Source organism: Microcoleus sp. LEGE 07076, assembly GCF_015207455.1.
In the GTDB taxonomy this organism is placed as follows: Bacteria; Cyanobacteriota; Cyanobacteriia; order Cyanobacteriales; family Microcoleaceae; genus Microcoleus.
Genome location: NZ_JADEWV010000119.1, coordinates 1 through 19,951 on the forward strand (window position 1 = coordinate 1; position 19,951 = coordinate 19,951).

18 protein-coding genes are annotated in these 19,951 nt (G+C 46.2%); 9 read left to right on the forward strand and 9 right to left on the reverse strand.

Translation table 11 applies throughout. The features are described from left to right. The 4 genes from IQ270_RS18870 to IQ270_RS31190 all read right to left on the reverse strand — a co-directional run. A partial coding sequence (locus IQ270_RS18870) for a DUF4347 domain-containing protein (RefSeq protein ID WP_228056491.1) occupies positions 1-949 on the reverse strand: 949 nt, incomplete at its 3' end. Positions 950-1,076: 127 nt separating this feature from the next. Beyond that, entirely contained in the window at positions 1,077-1,319 is a 243-nt protein-coding gene (locus tag IQ270_RS18875; protein ID WP_193974689.1) for a hypothetical protein, read from the reverse strand. 140 nt (positions 1,320-1,459) lie between these two features. Beyond that, positions 1,460-2,293, reverse strand: a complete 834-nt coding sequence (locus IQ270_RS18880) for a sulfotransferase (RefSeq protein ID WP_193974690.1) — start codon at positions 2,291-2,293, stop codon at positions 1,460-1,462. A 232-nt stretch (positions 2,294-2,525) separates the two neighbouring features. Further along, positions 2,526-3,452 (reverse strand): cation diffusion facilitator family transporter, encoded by a 927-nt coding sequence (locus IQ270_RS31190; RefSeq protein WP_228056492.1) that lies wholly within the window; start codon positions 3,450-3,452, stop codon positions 2,526-2,528. A gap of 128 nt (positions 3,453-3,580) precedes the next feature. Here IQ270_RS31190 and hpsU point away from each other — a divergent pair, with 128 nt between their 5' ends. The 3 genes from hpsU (at position 3,581) to IQ270_RS18905 (ending at position 7,065) form a co-directional block, all read left to right on the forward strand. Then, positions 3,581-4,174: a hormogonium polysaccharide biosynthesis acetyltransferase HpsU gene (gene hpsU, locus IQ270_RS18895; RefSeq protein WP_339384224.1), complete on the forward strand. Its 594-nt coding sequence runs from the start codon at positions 3,581-3,583 to the stop codon at positions 4,172-4,174. A gap of 151 nt (positions 4,175-4,325) precedes the next feature. Continuing rightward, positions 4,326-5,852, forward strand: a complete 1,527-nt coding sequence (locus IQ270_RS18900) for a mechanosensitive ion channel domain-containing protein (RefSeq protein WP_339384223.1) — start codon at positions 4,326-4,328, stop codon at positions 5,850-5,852. 10 nt (positions 5,853-5,862) lie between these two features. Further along, complete coding sequence (locus IQ270_RS18905; protein WP_193974692.1) at positions 5,863-7,065, forward strand: flagellar assembly protein H; 1,203 nt, start codon at positions 5,863-5,865, stop codon at positions 7,063-7,065. Positions 7,066-7,191: 126 nt separating this feature from the next. Here the strand turns inward: IQ270_RS18905 and IQ270_RS18910 are convergent, their stop codons facing one another. Next, on the reverse strand, positions 7,192-7,806 hold the full coding sequence (locus IQ270_RS18910) for a TetR/AcrR family transcriptional regulator (protein ID WP_193974693.1): 615 nt from the start codon (positions 7,804-7,806) through the stop codon (positions 7,192-7,194). A 113-nt stretch (positions 7,807-7,919) separates the two neighbouring features. Between IQ270_RS18910 and IQ270_RS18915 the strand changes: the two genes are divergently transcribed. The 3 genes from IQ270_RS18915 (at position 7,920) to IQ270_RS18925 (ending at position 11,513) form a co-directional block, all read left to right on the forward strand. Continuing rightward, complete coding sequence (locus IQ270_RS18915) at positions 7,920-9,347, forward strand: HlyD family efflux transporter periplasmic adaptor subunit (RefSeq protein WP_193974694.1); 1,428 nt, start codon at positions 7,920-7,922, stop codon at positions 9,345-9,347. A gap of 61 nt (positions 9,348-9,408) precedes the next feature. After that, positions 9,409-10,593 (forward strand): ABC transporter permease DevC, encoded by a 1,185-nt coding sequence (gene devC, locus IQ270_RS18920; RefSeq protein ID WP_193974695.1) that lies wholly within the window; start codon positions 9,409-9,411, stop codon positions 10,591-10,593. Between the two features lie 203 nt (positions 10,594-10,796). After that, positions 10,797-11,513, forward strand: a complete 717-nt coding sequence (locus IQ270_RS18925; protein ID WP_193974696.1) for a DevA family ABC transporter ATP-binding protein — start codon at positions 10,797-10,799, stop codon at positions 11,511-11,513. Between the two features lie 171 nt (positions 11,514-11,684). Here IQ270_RS18925 and IQ270_RS18930 read toward each other — a convergent pair whose 3' ends face one another. From IQ270_RS18930 to IQ270_RS18940, 3 genes are all read right to left on the reverse strand, one after another. Then, positions 11,685-12,662 (reverse strand): glycoside hydrolase family 104 protein, encoded by a 978-nt coding sequence (locus IQ270_RS18930; protein WP_228056493.1) that lies wholly within the window; start codon positions 12,660-12,662, stop codon positions 11,685-11,687. A 102-nt stretch (positions 12,663-12,764) separates the two neighbouring features. After that, positions 12,765-14,030 carry a glycosyltransferase family 1 protein gene (locus IQ270_RS18935; protein WP_193974697.1) on the reverse strand — a complete coding sequence of 422 codons (1,266 nt, stop codon included), beginning with the start codon at positions 14,028-14,030 and terminating at the stop codon, positions 12,765-12,767. Between the two features lie 565 nt (positions 14,031-14,595). Then, positions 14,596-15,513, reverse strand: a complete 918-nt coding sequence (locus IQ270_RS18940) for a YihY/virulence factor BrkB family protein (RefSeq protein WP_193974698.1) — start codon at positions 15,511-15,513, stop codon at positions 14,596-14,598. A gap of 111 nt (positions 15,514-15,624) precedes the next feature. Between IQ270_RS18940 and IQ270_RS18945 the strand changes: the two genes are divergently transcribed. Together IQ270_RS18945 and IQ270_RS18950 are read left to right on the forward strand one after the other, a co-directional pair. Continuing rightward, positions 15,625-16,716, forward strand: a complete 1,092-nt coding sequence (locus IQ270_RS18945; protein ID WP_193974699.1) for a hypothetical protein — start codon at positions 15,625-15,627, stop codon at positions 16,714-16,716. A 495-nt stretch (positions 16,717-17,211) separates the two neighbouring features. Next, on the forward strand, positions 17,212-17,634 hold the full coding sequence (locus IQ270_RS18950; RefSeq protein ID WP_193974700.1) for an NUDIX hydrolase: 423 nt from the start codon (positions 17,212-17,214) through the stop codon (positions 17,632-17,634). A 126-nt stretch (positions 17,635-17,760) separates the two neighbouring features. On the opposite strand, the gene IQ270_RS18955 is transcribed toward IQ270_RS18950, so the two are convergent. Next, positions 17,761-18,309, reverse strand: a complete 549-nt coding sequence (locus tag IQ270_RS18955) for a 3-isopropylmalate dehydratase (protein WP_193974701.1) — start codon at positions 18,307-18,309, stop codon at positions 17,761-17,763. Between the two features lie 179 nt (positions 18,310-18,488). Between IQ270_RS18955 and IQ270_RS18960 the strand changes: the two genes are divergently transcribed. Then, a complete protein-coding gene (locus IQ270_RS18960) occupies positions 18,489-19,361 on the forward strand; it encodes a hypothetical protein (RefSeq protein WP_193974702.1) in 873 nt (290 codons plus the stop codon). Positions 19,362-19,951 lie beyond the last annotated feature (590 nt).

Here is a 19,951-nt window from a genome sequence, read left to right on the forward strand (position 1 = left end):
CGCCAAAGCCGCCTCCCCCGTAATTGCCGTTACCTCCATAAGCACCAGCAATACTGGTGCTTGTGGCAAATAGCCCACCACCGCCGTCGCCACCACCGTTGCCGAACATTCCGGCACCACCGTAACTGAAAGCTGCTTGTGCACCATTACCGCCAACAGCGCTGTTACCACTAAAGGTGACGTTATTTACACTCACACTCCCGCCGTAAATAAACAAGCCGCCTCCCATGCCAGCACCCGCACCACCAAACCGACTACTCCCTCCTTGGGCTTTGCTGTTGGTGACTGTCATGTTAGAGAAATTCACGGTTCCCGACTTGACAAAGAAGGGACGAAAAGCATTACCGCCACTGACACTGTTGTTGTTGCCAATAAAGCTGATGTCGCTGTCAATTAGGTTTTTCATCACCGCCGTTACTATCACGTTGGTGTTGAGGGTGATGGTATCTGGGCCGGGATTGAGGTTGGCTTGCCGAATTGCCCAAGAAAGGCTGTTTGCAACTGTGTCGTTTCCCGTGTCGTTAGCGACGCTGACATTATAATTCGCTAGGGTATATTCGTAGTCGTCCATTGCCTCTGGTGCTAGGGGCACAGCAGCTTCAATGGCACCGGTTTGTATTTCTAAATCCCAGTCGTTGCCAAATTTGGTGCTGCCAGTTTTATTATCTGAGGCGGCTATATCTGCGCCTGTTATTTCGCTCAATCGCTTGACAAAGTTCTTGCCTGTGTCTCCGGCTGCTGCATTGCATCCATATAATAGGATATCTCCGTTTTCAGTGAGGGCATTTCCCCACTGTTTTAGCTGGGTGTTAAATTTTTCTATGTCATTGCCATTCAGCACGTCCGAACCGAGTTTCAAACTGCCTTGGCTGCCGTGTGAAAGGATGCCTACAGATTCAATATCTTTTTGATTGGCTAAGACATTAGTAATTTGTTCGATGCCGCTCAAATTTTCATTTTAAATGAAAATTTGAGCGGCATCGATGTTTTGGATTAGGCTTTGATAGTCTTGTACGGAAGAGTCTACGAAAATGATTTGCTTTTGTGCGGTTGGTACGTTCATGGTTGGTGATATTTTAGGGATTTAGTGTTTGTATATTCAAGTGCGAAGCGCTGCCCTGAGCGAAGCTGAAGTCGAATCGATCGGGACACGGCGATGTATCCAAGGCCGATCGACTCATATCAATTCCGGCTGCGCCGGAATGATATAGAGGACAAGGCAGTGCCGTTTCCCTACCGTGATTAATCGTAGGGACACGGCACTGCCGTGTCCTGATTTCGGGTAATATTAATTCCGGTGCAACCGGAATTGATATCAAGCTTTGAACCCGCGAGTTTTTTCGATCGCCCGCTAGTCCGCCAGGGAATGAATTCCCTGTCTCATAGCTAAAGTCCTCTCAAAGAGGACTAATGAGTTTTTCAGTCCTCTTAAGAGGACTTTCGCTTTGAGGCAAGGGTTTTAGCCCCTGCCGGAATGTGGCTTCGCGACAATGGCACTGGCGCGGCTATTTGTGGCATCTGTCCAAAAAGATAAGCCATCAAATCGCTCAAATAAGTCGGGGGGTAAAATCGTTTTTCTCGGTTCAAACTCGACTTTGGCACGCACTTGATGCAATCCTTTTGTTTGTAGTCTCTTATCAAATTCTGGCTCTTGATATTGAACATTCTCGAAGTCATGCTCGAAAGGCTCTTCGCCCAGAAATTCATAAATCAATAACATAGTTTTAGCGGGGTTTATAGTTAATATCTCATAATCTACCAGTAGAAGAGATGCACTTTGTTCGCTATAAAATGCTTCTTTGAGAGCGTTGTAAGCATAACCAACTAAACGCGAACCCTGACTTAATGCTTCGGTGCGGCTGTAGACTGTAGCCCGTTCGGCTGGATTGTTAAATAACCGGGAAACATCAAAGGCGTTGCGCCGAATCAGTATCTCGATGCTGTCCATAATCCAAGCGATGTTTCTGACACAGCAGATGACTTTTGCTTCGGGAAATAGTTCCTTAATTAATGGTAACTTGCTGCACCACAGGCGATTGGTATCGAATATCACTTTTTTGTGTAATTGTGGTTGATAATAGGCAGAAAAAATGCTCATAATCAGCGCCCGTTTTTGTTCAGGGGAAATGAACACGGAAAACTCGTTGTCTTCGCTCATGGCTTCTAACATCCGATCGACTAAACCGCCCACTGGGCTAGTCATAGCGCTGTGAAACCGGGGATTTTGTCGTAATAGTGCAGCCAGCAAAGTAGAGCCCGAGCGGGGTAGTCCTGATATAAACTGGGCTTTCACTAGCTTTTAGTGGGGATGCGTTTGTCAAAATTTAATACAACGTAACTTTACCATACTCCAAGTATATTTTTAATACATAAGTTTTTTTAATATAGTTTAATCACAAGATTAAGGTTTACGATGTCTAGATTGTCAAGACATCGTGAGTTTAGTTGCGATCGCCTGCTTGCGTAACAGACAAAACACTAAAATTAGATGGGCGGGCCCGACACCCCACAAGAATTTGACCTCACTAGATTAGTTCTTTGAGAGATGGGAAAAGCAGTTTTTCGGCGCTGATTTTTTGGCAGTCGCAAGGTTGTTGAATTGCGGAGATAGCTGAGACTTTGCCCAGCAGCAACTGGATGCTTTCTATTAGCAATGGTAAAGTTAATAAAATAATTGATGCCGAGACTAGCAAGCTAATCAAGCCGTCGGCCCAATTCCAGTGCAGCCACGCCACGGCGATCGCAGCTACAATTACTCCCACCGAGGAAAATATGTCGGCAATGGCGTGCAGAAACGCGCTTTTGAGATTTAAGTCGCCGTGACAGCAGGAATGCAAGCAACAAGCATTGATCGAGTTGATGCTTAAACCGACAATGGCGGTAATTAACATCGGGAGTCCTTCTACTTCGGGAGTTGGGGACTGCAAGCGGTCGATCGACTCGACAGCAATCCACAGGGCGATCGCCACTAAACTGATACTATTAACTAAAGCAGCAATGATTTCTGGGCGATCGGGAATTGGCGATCGGGCGATCGCAGATATTGTACCATTCTCAACTAGCCTTTTACGGGCGGGGAAAATCCCCGCCCCACCAGAAAACTTACTGTTTGTAAAACAGGCATCTTGTCTGTGCTTAACAATAGTGATAGTATCCAAACTCAATTCGATCGCAGAACCTACCGATTTACTTCTTTTAACTGACGAGTACCAAGTGGCGGCCAAAGTTACCGCCAAAGCTGCTACATCTGACAAAACGTGACCCGCATCTGCTAATAAAGACAAACTGTGAGAGTTCGTGGCGGCGATTAACTCTGCTACGAAAAAGCTACTAAGCAGTACCAAAGCTGTTTGTAAAAGTCGCACTTTGGCAATTCGGGGATTTGCATTGTCGCATTGTGCCAGATCCTTAGTGTTTTTAAAGTTAAAATTGTCCCCAACTGGAAATGTCATGCAGCAGTCCTTAAATCTAAACTCGATTTTCAATTAAACATTACATGACGCATTATACGGCAACTCCCGACCCGGAACCGCCACCTTCTGTCGTAAATTCTCCAGATACTGCCATAAATTATCCTCCAATTAGCCAGAGGCAGTCAAATACTTTCAGAGGCGAATCTTTGATTGATTTGCGACAGTACAACCAATCAAATTTCGATCGCGGCAGGCCTGGTTGGCTAATTTTGCTGTGGTGGTTCGTGCAGGCGATCGCGTTTCCCCTCACTCCACACCCTTTTAACGGCATCAGAAGCGGGTTGCTGCGGTTGTTTGGTGCGAAAATAGGTTTTGGCGCAATCATCCGTCCTACGGCTCGTTTTACCTATCCTTGGAAAATAGAAATCGGAGACTACAGTTGGATCGGCGACGATGTTGTATTGTACAGTCTCGATCGAATTGCGATCGGCAAACACTGCGTCATTTCTCAAAAAAGTTACCTCTGCACCGGCACCCACGATTCCCAAGACCCAGCCTTCGGCTTAATCACAGCACCTGTTATCATAAATAACGGCGTTTGGATTGCCGCCGACTGCTTCATTGGCCCCGGTGTCGAAATAGGTGCCAACGCTTTAATTGGAGCTCGCAGCAGCGTCTTTGAAAATATGCCTGCTGGCTTTGTTTGTACGGGTACTCCCTGTCGTCCGCGCTACGGGCGAGAAATTCAAAAAAGTTTGTAGTAATAAAGTTTGTCCTTCTTGATTACCAAACTTCACCAATAAATATTAACGGAGAATTCCGATAAATGTAAAAAGTATTTTTTTCCGAGAACCATAGTCTGGCTCGCTTGAAGAGTATATATCGCTTCGCGCTCTTACAGCGAACACTCCTGTGAAAATTGAAACAGCCATATATTTAGTAAATTACCACAAAATGACTGTAAATACAATCTCCCAAGAATTACTGACAGATATCTCCCAAATGTTTACAGCGACATTATTTCAAATAGGAGATAATCCTGTATCGCTGCGGTCACTTGTAGAACTGATAATATTGTTCGTAATTGTCATCGTCATCTCGCAATATTTTACGGACTTTCTTAAGGGAAGCTTGCTCGTCAGACTGGGAATTGACGAGGGAAACCGGGAAGCAATCGCCGTCATTTTGCGCTATTTAATCATAGCTTTGGGAGTTATATGCGCCATCCAAAGCATCGGATTTGACCTCGCTTCTTTGGCAGTAGTTGCAGGGGGATTGGGAGTCGGCATTGGCTTCGGCATTCAGGATTTAACCACAAATTTTGTCAGCGGCTTAACCCTGCTTTTAGACAGACCTGTGAAAGTAGGAGACTTTGTGGAATTAGAAGGATTGATGGGCATAGTCAAAAAAATATCGATTAGATCGACCATTATCATCACCAATGAAGACTCCAGCGTCATAGTTCCTAACAGCAAAATAATCAGCAAAAAAATTGTCAACTGGAGTTATGAAAATGCTCTACTATGTCTGCGAGTTCCCATAGAAATAGCTGACAATAGTAACCCCTTATTGGTAACAGAAACTCTGTTAAATATTGCCTATGGTGAATCTGGGGTTTTGTACGAACCGAATCCGAAAGTATTGTTTGTTGAGTTTGGCGAGGATAGTTTTAAATTTGAACTTTTAGTTTGGACAGACCGACCGACTGAAAGAGAAATAATTAAAAGTTCTTTGAATTTTGCGATTGAGTACAATTTCCGGCAGCAGGGAATTGAATTTCCCTTCAATGACCGAGAATTGTATTTGCGAAATCCCGAAGTTTTGCTGTCAATGTTCGAGCGAAACAAAACAGCAATTTATACGAGTAACCCTTTGCACGAAAACGACCAAAAACCTCCTGTTTTGGTAGCCAAAGAAGTAGAAAAGCAATCGTCGATTAGTTCTTTGCTGCGAGAGGTGGAATACTTTGAACATCTGACGGATCTAGAGTTGCGGCAATTGATTGAAGTTGGATACCGCCAACGGCTGCAACCACAAGAATTTTTATTTCACGAAAACGATCCAGGAGATGCTTTTTACCTGATTCTTTCAGGTGCGGTGGAAGTTTTTGTGGAAGCCATTGACAAACACCTGAACAACCTCGGTGCAGGTCAGTTTTTGGGGGAACTTTCTTTGATGTTGGGAATACCCAGAACTGCTTCGGTGAGAGCTTTGGAAGAAACAATTTTGTTTGCGATCAATAAAGAAGGTTTCCAGAAAGTTTTAAGTGAAAGACCGGATTTATACGAACAGATTATTGAAGAGATAGTCAAACACAAAGAAGAGTTAAGCGAGAGACAGCAATTGTTGCGAGAAATGGAATTGATAGAGAAAGCAGAAGATGATGAAAATCCTGTAGAATGGGTGAGAAAGCGGCTGAAAGATCTATTTGGTGTTTGAAATAATTTGTATGACGCGATTTATTCACGATCTCTTTGCCAAAGAATACCTGGAGGAATTACTGTCGCCGCTCGGAACGGTTAATATCGGTCGCGATGTGACTTCAGAAGTCCGAGAAATCGATGTTTACTTCACTCCTAGCACGAGAATTCCCGAATACTCAGAAACTTTGGGATTGTTGGGGAAAATGGCAAACACAACTGCAATTTTTGAACCGTTTCGCAATCCAGCAAACGTCAGCGAAATTTGTAGCTGTCTGGGCAAGTTATTGGACGTGCGAGGTGAATTGGAGCGGAAATTTAGGAGAGAAAACACTCGCTATGATGACGCTCAGTTACCCAAACTGTGGATTTTGATGCCCACAGCATCGAAAGCATTGGTAGATAGCTTTAATGCGATACCAGACACAGAGAATTGGATGCAGGGAATTTATTTTTTGGGTGAATCTTTGCGAACTGCAATTGTGGCGATCCACCAGTTGCCTGAAACTCCAGACACGCTGTGGTTGAGGATTTTGGGCAAAGGGGGAGTGCAGCAAAGGGCTATTTCCCAATTAAGCGCTTTAGCAACAGACGATCCGTTGCGGATTATCGCGCTAGAATTGCTGTATCGGTTACAATCAAATTTAGTAACCGATGTGCCACAAGAATTAGAGCCAGAAGAGCGGGAGTTAATTATGGCGATCGCACCACTTTTTCGAGAACAAATACAAGCGGCAGAGCAACGAGCTAGGGCAAAAGGGCTAGAACAAGGGCTAGAACGAGGGCTAGAACGAGGGCTAGAACAAGGGCTAGAACAAGGGCTAGAACAAGGGCTAGAACAAGGGCTAGAACAAGGGCTAGAACAAGGACTAGAACGAGGCAGACAAGAACAACAGCGGTTAATCTTGGAAAATTTTCTGCGAGCTCGATTTGGAGAATTAAGCCCGAAAATGACAGTTTTTCTATCTCCAATATCCAAGTTGGCTGCGGCGGAATTTACAGTGCTGTTGCTGGCAATATCGATGCTGACAGTTGATGAAACAGGGCGCGAATCAGCCGTCAAGTTGTTAGCTGAAAGTGTCTTGAAAATGTTTGTTACTAACTTGGAGGATATTCTGCCCCAGGCGGTGACTAATTTATTGGCTTTGCCTGTAGCAGAATTGACTTTGTTTGTGGAACAACTGCCGCAGTTATCGGATGCTGAATTGAGGGAAAGGTTGGTTGACAGTTGACAGTTGACAGCAAATTTTTAAAGCTCAAATGATGGGGGAAAGGGAGAGGGAAAGCGACTACTCAAAACCTCAAAAATTAACCCCATCACCCCATCTTCCCATCTTCCGATCAACATTCGATCGCCATTAGGAATTCGACGGCGGGGATAGAATCAAGTGCAGCAGACTCTCGATCAGTCGCTCTGACTCCATTGGGATAATATCTTTACCGTGCATTATTTCCTGCGTTAACTGGAAATATACCAAAGATCCAATAAAAATCTGCGCCGTCGCCTCCGGATCGGATAATTTTAACTCTGGATGCGATGCCAAATATTCAGTGAGCCGATCCATACCCGGTTTAGCTAAGTTTCTCACAAAAGTCTGCGCTAGCTCGGGAAAACGCCCGGATTCGGCAATCACTAACCTCACAAAGGTCATAAATTCAGGTCTCTTACGATTTTTTTCCAATATATTTGTGGCCATCAATCTCAGCGCTACGGCCGGTTCTGTCTCTGGAACCGGAAAATAAACTAATTTTTCTTCCGCAAGCCGCTCAACTAAAGCCGCAAATAATCCCTCTTTATCTGCAAAATGGCTGTAAACCGTGGCTTTGGAAACTCCCGCCGTCTTTGCTACCTTGTCCATGCTTGTCCCCGCGTAGCCGTGGGTTAAAAATTCTTGCATTGCACCTTGCAGGATTTGCTCGCTTTTGTCATTTGCTGCGGTGCTGTCTGATTCGATCGATCTTGTCCGGGCCATCGTTTGTTTTTGTAATTTTTGCTTGGGGTCTTGACATTATTATACTGAACGGTTTAGTATTAAAACAGAACTAAACCGTTCAGTATAATTTTATCGAAATTAAGAGGTGTGTCATGGTACACCGATCGACAGCAGAAAGCTTATCCTCAAATTCACCATTAGTTAAGCAACTTCTAGTTGTGGCAGCACTCTTTACCCTGGCAGCGGGGGGAACTACAGGTTACGCGGTGTGGCGATCGCGCATACCCGACCCCGACGCAGCAAGCGCAGCCGCCGCCCTCGCAGCATCCAAATTAACCACAGTGACAGCCTTGGGGCGACTGGAACCTCGGGGAGAAGTAATTAAAGTCTCCGCCTCCGGTGCCTCCGAAGGAAACCGGATCGATCGACTTTTGGTGAAAGAGGGAGACAGGGTGAAAACAGGTGAGACGATCGCAATTTTGGACAGTCGCGATCGTCTGCAAGCAGCCCTCGACCAAGCACAAGAACAAGTGCGCGTCGCCGAAGCAAATCTAGCAAAAGTGAAAGCAGGAGCCAAAAACGGAGAAATTCAAGCCCAAAAAGCGACTATTAGCCGTTTATCAGCCGATCGCAGCAACGAGATCGCAGCGCAACAGGCGATTCTTGCCCGTCTAGAAGTCGATCGCAGCACCGAAATAGCAGCGCAACAAGCCACAATTGCCCGCATCAAGGCCGAACAGCAAGGGGAAATTCAAACTCAAAAAGCCGCAATTGCCAGCCTACAAGCCGAACTCCGCAACGCCATCCGCGAAGATCGGCGCTACTCGCAACTGTATCAAGAAGGAGCAATCTCTGCTTCCACCAGCGACAGCAAAAAACTAGCCGCCGAAACAACTCAACAGCAACTTAATGAAGCCCAAGCCAAACTGAATCAAATTCAGCAATCTCGACAGCAGCAGATTAACGAAGCCCAAGCCAAACTGAATCAAATTCAGCAATCTCGACAGCAACAGATTAACGAAGCCCAAGCCAAACTGAATCAAATTCAGCAATCTCGACAACAGCAAATTAACGAAGCTGCGGCAAATCTCGATCGCATAGCCGAAGTGCGCCCCGTTGACATAGAAGCAGCTACCGCCGAAGTCAGTGCCGCCACTTCCGCAGCCAAAGAAGCCAAAGCGAATCTCGATCTAGCATACATCCGCGCACCCAGAGACGCTCAAGTCCTGAAAATTCACACGCATCCCGGGGAAAAAGTGGGAAACGACGGCATTGTCGAACTCGGACAAACTCGCGAAATGCTGGCGGTGGCTGAAGTTTACCAAAGCGATGTCGATCGAGTACGGATTGGACAGCCAGCCAAAATTACTAGCGATTCTTTCAAGGGGGAATTGCAGGGAACTGTTGAATATATTGGTTTGCAAATCCAGCGGCAAAACATTGTTAACAGCGATCCTTCTGCAAATATTGACGCTCGAATTGTGGAAGTAAAAGTGCGCTTAGATGCTGTTTCTAGCCAGAAAGTCGCGGGATTGACCAATTTGCAAGTCAAAGTTGCGATCGGGGGAATTAAGGATTAAGAATTTTTGAACCGCAGAGAGCGCAGAGGACACAGAGAAAACAGAGGAAGAGAAGAGAGATATGATTGGACTAATTAAACCATTACAACAGCTAAGAAACAGAACTTCTCTTGGATGGCTGCAACTCAGTCACGACAAAGGGCGACTGCTCGTAGCAGTAGCGGGAATTGCTTTTGCTGACGTTTTGATGTTCATGCAGTTGGGCTTTCAAAATGCGCTTTACAGCAGCAATACGCGCCTGCACCAAACCTTGCAAACAGACTTGGTTTTGATTCACCATCAAGCCCGAAATTTGATTAATTTATCTTCCTTCACCAGGCGCAGATTGTATCAAGCAATGAACGTACCGGGCGTGCAATCAGTCGAGCCGCTTTACGTGAAAGTTGCTAACTGGAAAAATCCCGAAACCAGGCGCGAAACCTCGCTGATGGTGGTGGGTTTCAATCCCGATCGCCCTGCATTTGCGCTGCCAGAAGTTAACCAAAATTTGAGCGCGATTAAATTGCCGGATACCGTGCTGTTAGATCGAGCTAGTAGGGGAGATTACCAAGGAACGATCGCGCAAATCGAGCGAGGAAAGTCTGTTAAAACTGAGATCGATCGGCGCACTATTACCGTCAGCGGTTTATTCACAGTTGGAGCATCTTTTGCCGCCGACGGCATCTTGATGACTAGCGATCAAAATTATCTGCGCCTGTTTCCCAGACAAGAAGCCGCCAGTGTTAATGCCGGATTAATTCAACTGCAACCCGGTGCCGATCCCGTGGAAGTTCAACAAGTTTTGAAAGCATACTTGCAGGATGATGTCAAGGTACTAACCAAACAAGAATTTATCGATTTTGAGAAAGATTACTGGGCTAAAAATAGTGCTATCGGCTTTGTGTTTAATTTAGGCGTAGCGATGGGTTTTGTAGTTGGTGTCATTATTGTTTACCAAGTTCTTTCTACCGATGTCAGCGACCACATGGCAGAATACGCTACTTTCAAAGCAATGGGCTACCGCAATAGTTATTTGCTCGGGATTGTTTTTGAAGAAGCTTTAATTTTATCACTGCTGGGTTTTCTGCCGGGAGTGGGAGTGTCTGTAGGACTTTACGCCTTAACTCGCCAAGCTACAAATCTGCCGATGTACATGACGCTAATGCGAGCAATTATTGTGTTAATTTTGACTCTAATTATGTGCAGTATTTCGGGAGTTATTGCTACTCGCAAACTGCAAGCAGCCGACCCCGCAGATATTTTTTAATCTCATAGATCAGACAAATCGGCGGTTGAAACCGCTTCTTGTCAAACGAAGTCCGCGCAACGCGAGACTAAGAAATAAGCGGGATATTTAAGCCAGATTTTGTATCATATCAAATCCTCGATTCATCCGAATTATTCATCTCTCTCTTATCTCTCTGTGTTCTCTGCGCCCTCTGTGGTTAAATAATTCCGAATCTTTAACTTATGAAATCCACTACACTCACCCCCACAGCAAACAAATTACAGATTTCCGAGCCTGTAATTTCCATGCACAAACTAGACCACTACTTCGGTCAAGGCGAACTGAAAAAACAGGTACTTTTTGACATTAATCTCGAAATTAATGCAGGTGAAATCGTGCTGATGACGGGGCCTTCCGGTTCGGGAAAAACCACGCTTTTGACTTTGATTGGCGGATTGAGATCCGGTCAATCTGGAAGTCTCAAAATTCTCGGTCAAGAAATGTGCAATGCCAGTGCAGATAAATTGGTAAAGGCGCGACGCAAAATTGGCTATATTTTTCAGGCGCACAACTTGCACCGCAGTTTGAGTGCGCTGCAAAACGTGCAAATGGGTTTGGAGGTTCACGGGAATTTGTCGCGTTCCCAAATGCGCGATCGCTCGACAAAAATGCTAGAGTTAGTAGGATTGGAACAGCGGATTAACTATTATCCAGATGATTTGTCAGGGGGACAGAAACAAAGAGTGGCGATCGCCCGCGCTTTGGTGAATCAGCCGCAAATTGTTTTAGCAGACGAACCGACAGCGGCTCTGGACAGCAAATCCGGGCGCGAAGTGGTAAATTTGATGCAGAAACTTGCCAAAGAGCAGGGTTGTACTATTTTGTTAGTGACCCACGATAACCGAATTTTGGATATTGCCGATCGCATCGTTCACATGGAAGATGGAAAATTAGCTTAATTTTTAACTTCCCAAAAATATAGACATTATATCAATTCCGGTTGCACCTGAATCATGTTGACTGTTGACTGTTGACTGTTGAGAGTTTGAACAATACTGATGCAACCGGAAATCATATAACTCGTCCTGAGAATAGTAAAAAATCCGGTTTTTCCGTCCCCGGAACATTTTCTAATTGCTAGCAGCCAATCCTTGGCGGTAAATCCCCAAATTCTTCTGGTACATTTGTTCGAGTTTGGGCATCGACGATTCTACGGAACCGCCAAAACGCCGAAAAGAAGGCCAGATGTAAGCGAGTTTTCTGACTGCTGACTCCAATCTACCCGCTTCTATATCTTCTAAGGCACCTTTTTCTCGGATTAACTCTACAGCTACAAAGTCTTGATTTTGGGGGCTGAAATCGGTGATGCTAAATTTTTTGGCGAATCTGTCCCAAGTTGTGCTCAGAAACTGATACCGCCCCGCAGCGTCGGAACAAAGTTTTTTACCGTAGCGGCGGCCGCATCTCATTTCCCTGGGATGGTCGCTGAAACTGACAAATGTGGTGCCGGTGTACTGGGTGCGGTAGCCGTCGGGGCTAGCTGTGCCTTCGGCGGCGGCGATGGTGTCGAGAAAGGCTTTGAGCCGATCGCGCTCAATGTTATGCTCTGCTTTGTCTGGTGAGTCGATCGGTGCAGCGAAAGACCGGCGTTTCGGAGACTGCGAGATTTCTGCCGACACAGTTTGTCCCCACAGTTTCGGAGTCATTCTACCCAAAAAAAACGACGCGCAGATGCACAAACTCCACGAAAGTTTAAAACGGAGGCGTTTTGACTGCTTGCTGCGCTGTCGCACCGGCCACCCCTCCAGGGGCATGGCTGCGGGTAAGATTCCCCTTTGCTGGCCGAAGGCGAACAGGGATTTGAGTGCTAGCAAGGTTTGCTTGTAGAAACGGGGTGCAACTTGGCGGGCCCTCATGGCTGCTGCGAAAGTCTTGACATCTGTCAGAGTCACTTCTGCCAGCGGTTTTTCTACAAACAGCCGAAAACTGTTGGCCGCCTGCCAGCTAAAGCGCTTGCTGCGGGGGGATGTGCGCTCCACCCACCGGCGAATTAGCTGGATGTCGTCCATGGGTTGCAGATGGCTGCCCAGATTTTCTGGTGCGTACAAGACTACCTCCTGATATCACTTCTACTTGAAGGTTCCCAGTTAGAACGGTCGAAAGGGACAGGGATCGAGAGAAACTGGCTTTAACCATACTAAGTGATACTACTAAGCGCTCACCGGGTCAAGTTCAACGGCCGATTGTTCGAGCAGTTGAGTGTAAAGTTGATTTAGTTGGGAGGCGACACCGTCCCAACTAAAATAGCTTTGGACGCGCTGGCGGCCAGCTTGTCCGAGTTGCTGGCGCCATACTGAGTCAATTAACAGGCGATCGATCGCACCGGCAAACACTACTTCATTTTTCGGCGACGCGAGCAAACCGGTTTCTCGCGGCACTACGGTATATTTCAATCCTCCCACGTCCGAGGCGACTACGGGGGTGCGGCAGGCCATTGATTCAATGGCGACTAAACCGAATGGTTCGTAGTGGCTGGGAACGACGCAGACATCGGCGGCGGCGTAGTAGGCGGGGAGAATGTCTCGGCTCAAGCTGCCGGGAAAACTGGTAATGTCGCTTAAGCCTAATTCTTCAACGATGCTGCCGATCCGATCGCGTTCTTTACCGTCGCTTTCCCCCTCGCGCCAGCCGCCGCCGATGATTAGCTTTAAATCGGCTTTTGGCAGCGCTGACAGACTGACGGCGCGGACTAAGGTTTCGATGCCCTTGCGGCGGTCAAAACGGCCGACGTACAGCACGACTTTGGTTTCCGGGGCTATTCCTAACTGGCGGCGGGCGGCCGATCGCCCGATCGAGCCGAACTGCTTAATGTCGGTACCGCAAGGAATGATGTCTATTTTGCCCTTTGAGGAAACCAAACACCTCATGTGTTCTCTTTCTTGGGGACTGGTAGCCACGACGCGATCGGCTGTTTCCAAAAGTGTTTTTTCGACTTGCAGCCTGGTTTTGGCAATCATCGGAATTGTCGAAACCGACTTGTATTTAACTGCTGCCAAAGAATGATAAGTGTGAACTTGCTGGCACGGTTGCGATTTTTTCAACTCCATTCCTACCCAAGCAGACAGCCAGTAATTCGTGTGAACTAAGGGATATTGAAAGCCTGACTCTAATTGAAACTTCTGAAACTCGCAAACAAATATTGGCAAATATCCGTAAACTTCGTCGCGGGGAATGAATTCTTGCGGCCCTGCTACTAGCCGAATTGTCCGGCAATTGCGACTGTGCTGTACAATTCTTGCTTGTTGCCGATCGGATGAGCGGGTGAACATATCAACTTGCCACCCCTGTTTCGCCAGAGCTTCCCCTACTTGACGCACGTAAACATTTTGCCCGCCCGCTTCTTCTTTGCCAATTTCCACAGCGGGATCTCCGTGTACGGAGATCAGGGCTATCCGTTTTTTAGTTAATGAAATCATGATTGTTTACCAAAATTTTTAAAAAAACTTGCACGATGCTGAAAGTGGGATTTTGGATAAGGTGCGGGGAAGGGAGAGTAATTGCTAATTTTTATTTAAGTCAAAATGCGCGATCGATAAATCATCCTTCAGGGATAAATTTGCGGGTAAATTTGAAATAGGAGTTCCTTCTGCTGACAGAGACCAGCAGCAGCTCAAACTCTAGATAATCTAAATAGAAACCAACCGAGATCAAATAAATTACCTCGATTTCGGCGGGGATTTAACTCAAAGCTGCTTTCAGCTTGTGGTTGGAGGTCTTCTCCTCAGTCGGAGACCTAATTTTTAACGGTGATAAATAGGTAGGGATTTCGAGAAAGCAGAAGTAAATCCTCTTGAAGACAGAATGTTAAAGGGCCATGAAAAAAAGCCAAACTATTGCTTTCATAACAAAATCCCTTCCGCCTTCCTTCTTCCCTCAACGGAACTCTGTTAAATCCCGTACAATATTGTTGTTTGGCGGAACTTCCTGCTTTTGCCAAACCAAGGGCTGTAGCTTAAACTCAAATTTTGGTTTTGTCTGTTGTTAGGAATTGTTCCGACGTTTGGATGGTTTGGATTCCCCGTTTTCGCTGTTAGGGAGATTGTTTCGCGAACTCCGCATTTTGGAACCGTATCGGTTAGCCCAAACTTGAGTAAACTCGGCGCCTAAAAACAGAATTTGAGCCGAATAATTAATCCAAAGCAGGATAATCACGAAGGAGCCTGCCGCACCGTAGGTAGAGGCAATACCGCTACCTCCGAGGTAAGCTCCAATTAGCGATTTGCCGATCGTAAACAGCATAGAAGTAATGGCTGCACCGATCCAAACATCATTCCATGCAAGATCGACATCGGGCAAGAGTTTGTAAATTAAAGCAAAAAGCATCGTGACTACGCCAAAAGAGAGAGCAAAGTCCACAATTTGCCAAATGCCAACTGGTAACTGCAGCAGGCCGTTCAACCAAGAGCTGATGGCTGCTAAAACGGCGCTAACTACTAAAGATACTAGCAACAGAAACCCGATGCCTAAAATCATCGCAAAAGATAATACGCGGTCTTGCAGGAATCCCCAGATGCCACGTCCCGGAGGCGGCGAAACATTCCAAATAGCATTGAGGGCATCTTTGAGATTAGTAAACACGTTGGAAGCGCCCCACAAAAGTGTAGCGACACCGACTAAAGTAGCGATAGTTCCCGACTTGGGTTCGGAGGCTTTGATGATGAGTTCTTGGACGGTTTGGGCACCATCTTTGCCGATCAAACTTTGGAGTTGGCCGACGATTTGACCTTGGGCTGCGTCTGCACCGAAGACTAAACCGACGATCGCAATTACGATAATTAGCAGCGGGGCGAGGGAAAAAACTGTGTAATAGGCTAGGGCGGCGGCTAGGGTTGGGGCTTTATCTTTTTGCCATTGACTAAAAGTTTCTTTGAGCAGCGATATGATTGATTTTAAGTTCACGGCTTTTGGTTTCCTCATACTTAGCGTTTACCAAGGGATTATAATAGATTAGGAGCTTTTTAGCGTCGGCCACAAGATAGATTGAGCAAGCAAATTCGGAAAATTACTTTTATGTCTGATTCCAACACAATTGTTAACAGCACCGATGTCAAATCGCCCAAAAAACCCATTTCTTGGTCAAAACTGAGCGCATTAGTAGCAGCAGTCAACTTCGGGTTGGTGATTTTTCATTTCAGTTACCCGCAGTTGCGCCCAGTTTATCAAAGCTATTTTCCGGGTTTAGTGAAAATTTACGACCAGATTAAAGGCATTGATTCGAGTTTGCCAAATCCTGAATATTTGCAAGGTGCTGACCAGTTTTGGCGGATAGATGCGTTTTTTCTCGGTTTTTTTTGGGCGGAATTTTTGATAAAAAGTCTGTTCCATACCCGCCGCAAACCGGGGGTAAGTTGGTTGGATTTTGTGCTGAGGCGCTGGTACGAGGTGTTTTTGCTGATTCCGATTTGGCAGGGGTGGCGGATTCTGCCGGTATTGGTGCGGCTGCACAAGTCGGGTTTGGTGAATTTAGACCGCGCCGTTGCTCAAATTACCTACGAACCGGTGGCTTATTTAGCCGATACGATGTCGGAATACATGATGGTGCGGTTTATCAATCAAGCTCAAAGTTCGATCAAACAGGGCAACGCGGCGCGGGTACTGCTGGACCCGCAGCAGCCGTATCTTCACGTCAATCAGGAAAATACGATCGAACGAATTACCAAGCGGATTTTGGATCTGACAATTTACAAAGTTTTGCCACAGGTGCAACCTGGTTTGGAAGAATTGCTGCACCACAATTTGGAGGCGACAATCAAAAAGTCGGATTTTTATCAACTCTTGCAAACTTTCTCTCCGATTAATATTTTGCCTGCGGAAATGACCGAACAGTTAGCAAATTATTTGGCTCAAACTGCGGTTGATGTGGTAGCAACTACTTACGAGGACGACAAAGGGCGAAAAATTATCGATAATTTCAACGAAGAATTTAATCAAAGTTTGCGGCGGGAATTGCAAGATGAGAAAACTCTTGGCGAATTGCAGTCGCTGCTGTCGGATTTGTTGGAAGAAGTGAAGTTGAATTACATTGAAGGCGGGTTGAAGTCCGATCCGGAGCAAACTTTTACTGAAATTAAATCGTTGCGGCAAGTAAGGGAGAGTCGATGAAGCAATTAGTTTCGGGTTTTTGAATTGAATTCTTTTTTTTATGAACTGCCCGCTAACCCGAACAGTTGTTGAAGTTAACTCGAAATAAACGCAGCTTTTACAGCGTATTCCAGATTTATGAAGTACAGAGTTCTAACCGTGTTTCCTGACATTTGTTGCCGGATAACTGATGGGCGATAGACTACCATAAAATTGGTTTGTAGTCAGGAATGCAAGTCCTGATAAATCATAAAATTGGTTTGTAGTGAGGAATGCAAGTCCTCATAAATCCGAGGACTTGCATTCCGATGCGGAGAACACTTTTTTATTAAGGGTAATTGACCGGACATAATATCATGGGTACTATAGCGGTTCTCAAGCATTGTAAAGTACGCGCGATCGAATAATAGCACCTCACGTTAATGAGAAACGCTATCCATCTACATGGAATATGCTGTATTACAGATTGGGGCGAACCCGCCCACACTACAATTTCTTCCTTCTTCCTTGCTTGCGATGACTCAAATTCATGTTGCGATCGCCATTTTATACCGAGACGGCAAGTTTCTCTGCCAGTTGCGGGACGACATTCCTCATATCAGATATCCCGGACATTGGGCTTTGTTTGGCGGACACTTGGAAGCGGGAGAAACTCCAGAAGTGGCTGTGTTGCGGGAATTAGTAGAGGAAATCGGCTGGGCTCCTGCAAGTGTTTCTGTTTTCTGTTGCGATGTCGAAGCAGATGTTGTCCGCCATGTTTTTCACTCACAACTTAGCACCGATGTCAAGGATTTAGTTTTGCACGAGGGTTGGGATATGCAGTTGTTGACAGTCGAGGATATTCGGGCTGGTAAATGCTATTCTCAAAAGTCAGGAGATGTGCGACCTTTTGGCAGTCCTCACCAACGCATTTTATTGAGTTTTATTGATGCGATGTGAAATTCTGTTTGTGGAGTGGGCTGTGAGCGGCGGCCCGTCTGGATCTGAAACTCAATGCACAACAGCTCGATCGCAAGCTACAAACCCCTGCACCCTAAATTGCTAGATTGCAGGGGTTTGTAGCAGTTAAGATCGAGCGGCAATCATTCCCGTTTGCCGTGCGTAGGCAAACAGCCCTCCGGCATCAATCACTGGCCCGACATCTCCTAAAGGCTTGAGGGAGTAAGTTAGGTTTTGAGTGTGGTTGATAATTCGATCGCCCGCAAAGTCGATCGTCACTTCTTGACCCGTTACAAATAAATCGCACAGCCGATCGACCGATTCGATCGGGTACAATTCGCCAGTAGCCGAGCAATTGCGAAAGAAAATCCGCGCGTAAGACAAAGCCACCACCGCTGTGACTCCCGCGGCCCCCAGAGCGATGGGAGCGTGCTCCCGCGAAGAACCGCAGCCAAAATTTTCGCCGGCAATTATAATCGGATACCGGGTTTTGATTTCACCTGCTGCGATAAACTTGCCGTAGCGATCGGGCAACCCAATCATCGCATAACTGCCTAGTTTCTCGTACTCGTCCGGCTTCGAGGGAACCAGGGTCAGGTATTCGGCAGGGATAATTTGATCTGTATCGATGTTGTCGTCTACAACAAAAATTTTACCGCTAATTACTTTACCCATAGTTGACTCCTGTTGACCTCGCTCGATGCTGGGGTAATAATTTTAATTGGGATCGGTATGCAAAATTTGCACCTGTTCATTTTAACCTGGCAGTGTCAGTGATAACCTGTATAAGTGAAAATCTGACCGGAGACTTTGGGTTGGTAAATATAGAGATTGCGAAGCGTCAATATAGTTTTATGGTGAATCAAATAGATGACATTGCTCGACAAGCTCGCGAGGGTTCGGTTGCAGCGATTATTCAAATCCTTAACGACGAACTGGCACAGGTAGGGGTCAGAGCCAGAGCCGTGTTTGCCGAAGGGGTACTGCAACTGCTGTGCGAAGCTGCAACGCCCCAACTGCTAGAACAGTCTAGCTTGGTCGATCGAGTCCGAGCAATTTTGGAGGGCTTAGATCCCCGCAATATTTGCCGAGTCAACATCAACAGCCGGCTTGTGCGAGAACACCAACTGCTGTGGCTCGAAGAAATTAGCCGCGATCCGGAGAATCAACTGCTGTGGTCTCAACAAATTAAACTCAAAAAGCCGAATTTGTTCAAGCGTTTGGCCGCCGCCCATCACGATCGCCAAGATCGAGGAGGCAAGCGGGCTTTGCCGAGAATGGCTGTACCTCGATCGATGCAGCAACCGCGGCAATTTCAGCGCGGTATCGTCGGCGGCGTTAGCTTGACCGTGCTGTTGCTGGCTGCGACTGCCGCCATCTATAAAGGACTCAATACCCAAGTGCCGAACACCACCGCCGCCACCCAAGCAGTTGCCACTGCCATTTCCAGTCCGGCAACACCTGTTTTGAAAATTTCTAAGCAGAGTCCTAATTCTGCTGTTGACTCTTTTGCACAAGCTGTGCGAACGGCCGAGCAAGCAGCCACCGAGGGCAAAAACGCTCAATCTCGCCAGGATTTGTTAGTCGTAGCTGCTAAGTGGCAGCAAGCTTCCGATTTGATGGCCGCCGTTCCCCCGAATCATCCCCGCTACGCGACTGCTGTCAACCGGACGGCTCTTTACCGCAAAAATAGCGATGGAGCCCAACGGGAAGCACAAAATAGGTAAGCACCTAAGTAGGTTAAATTTCACAAGAGAACTTGCTCAGTGTCTCCTTAGGCAGCGAGAAATTAGTTTTTGAGCAAAATACTCCAAATCCGTCATCTCGACTGCGAGTCAGAAATTGGGGAGTTTAATTTTTTGCGATCGGCATCACTCGATCGGCTGATTTGTATCACAATAAAAATTTGCTAGAATCACAAACTTAAATAGGAAACATCACAGAGTCAGCAGAGGGGTGTCACGAAGCGGTCTCAAGAAAAGTTGGATTTATAATGGCAAGTCGATTTTCGCATTGAAAATTTAGTTGCACCATTTCGATCGAGGAACCCAAACAAGAGTCTAAAAATCTAGGGAGCTCCATGACAAAAGTGTCGGAAAGCAAGTACCCGTTTTTTGAGGGAATCAAAATTAGTGCGAATGGGATTTATCCCGATCGGGTAAAGGGTGTAAAATTCATCCCCTAAAGATCGAAGGGTTGACGGCAGTTGACAATTTACCGAGATTTACCTAGACTTTGGTCACTGAATTCTCGGTAAATTGACCAACAAACTAATGAGCGTTGGAGCTTTTCAATAAAAAATGTAGCCTTTGAAGTA

Excerpts from the sequence above, each read along its gene's own strand:
- IQ270_RS31190 (WP_228056492.1), bottom strand. The coding sequence starts at position 3,452 with ATGACATTTCCAGTTGGGGACAATTTTAACTTTAAAAACACTAAGGAT.
- IQ270_RS18915 (WP_193974694.1), top strand. The coding sequence starts at position 7,920 with ATGGTACACCGATCGACAGCAGAAAGCTTATCCTCAAATTCACCATTA.
- devC (WP_193974695.1), top strand. The coding sequence starts at position 9,409 with ATGATTGGACTAATTAAACCATTACAACAGCTAAGAAACAGAACTTCT.
- IQ270_RS18945 (WP_193974699.1), top strand. The coding sequence starts at position 15,625 with ATGTCTGATTCCAACACAATTGTTAACAGCACCGATGTCAAATCGCCC.
- IQ270_RS18935 (WP_193974697.1), bottom strand. The coding sequence starts at position 14,030 with ATGATTTCATTAACTAAAAAACGGATAGCCCTGATCTCCGTACACGGA.
- IQ270_RS18950 (WP_193974700.1), top strand. The coding sequence starts at position 17,212 with ATGACTCAAATTCATGTTGCGATCGCCATTTTATACCGAGACGGCAAG.
- IQ270_RS18905 (WP_193974692.1), top strand. The coding sequence starts at position 5,863 with ATGACGCGATTTATTCACGATCTCTTTGCCAAAGAATACCTGGAGGAA.
- IQ270_RS18925 (WP_193974696.1), top strand. The coding sequence starts at position 10,797 with ATGAAATCCACTACACTCACCCCCACAGCAAACAAATTACAGATTTCC.
- IQ270_RS18960 (WP_193974702.1), top strand. The coding sequence starts at position 18,489 with ATGGTGAATCAAATAGATGACATTGCTCGACAAGCTCGCGAGGGTTCG.
- IQ270_RS18910 (WP_193974693.1), bottom strand. The coding sequence starts at position 7,806 with ATGGCCCGGACAAGATCGATCGAATCAGACAGCACCGCAGCAAATGAC.
- IQ270_RS18955 (WP_193974701.1), bottom strand. The coding sequence starts at position 18,309 with ATGGGTAAAGTAATTAGCGGTAAAATTTTTGTTGTAGACGACAACATC.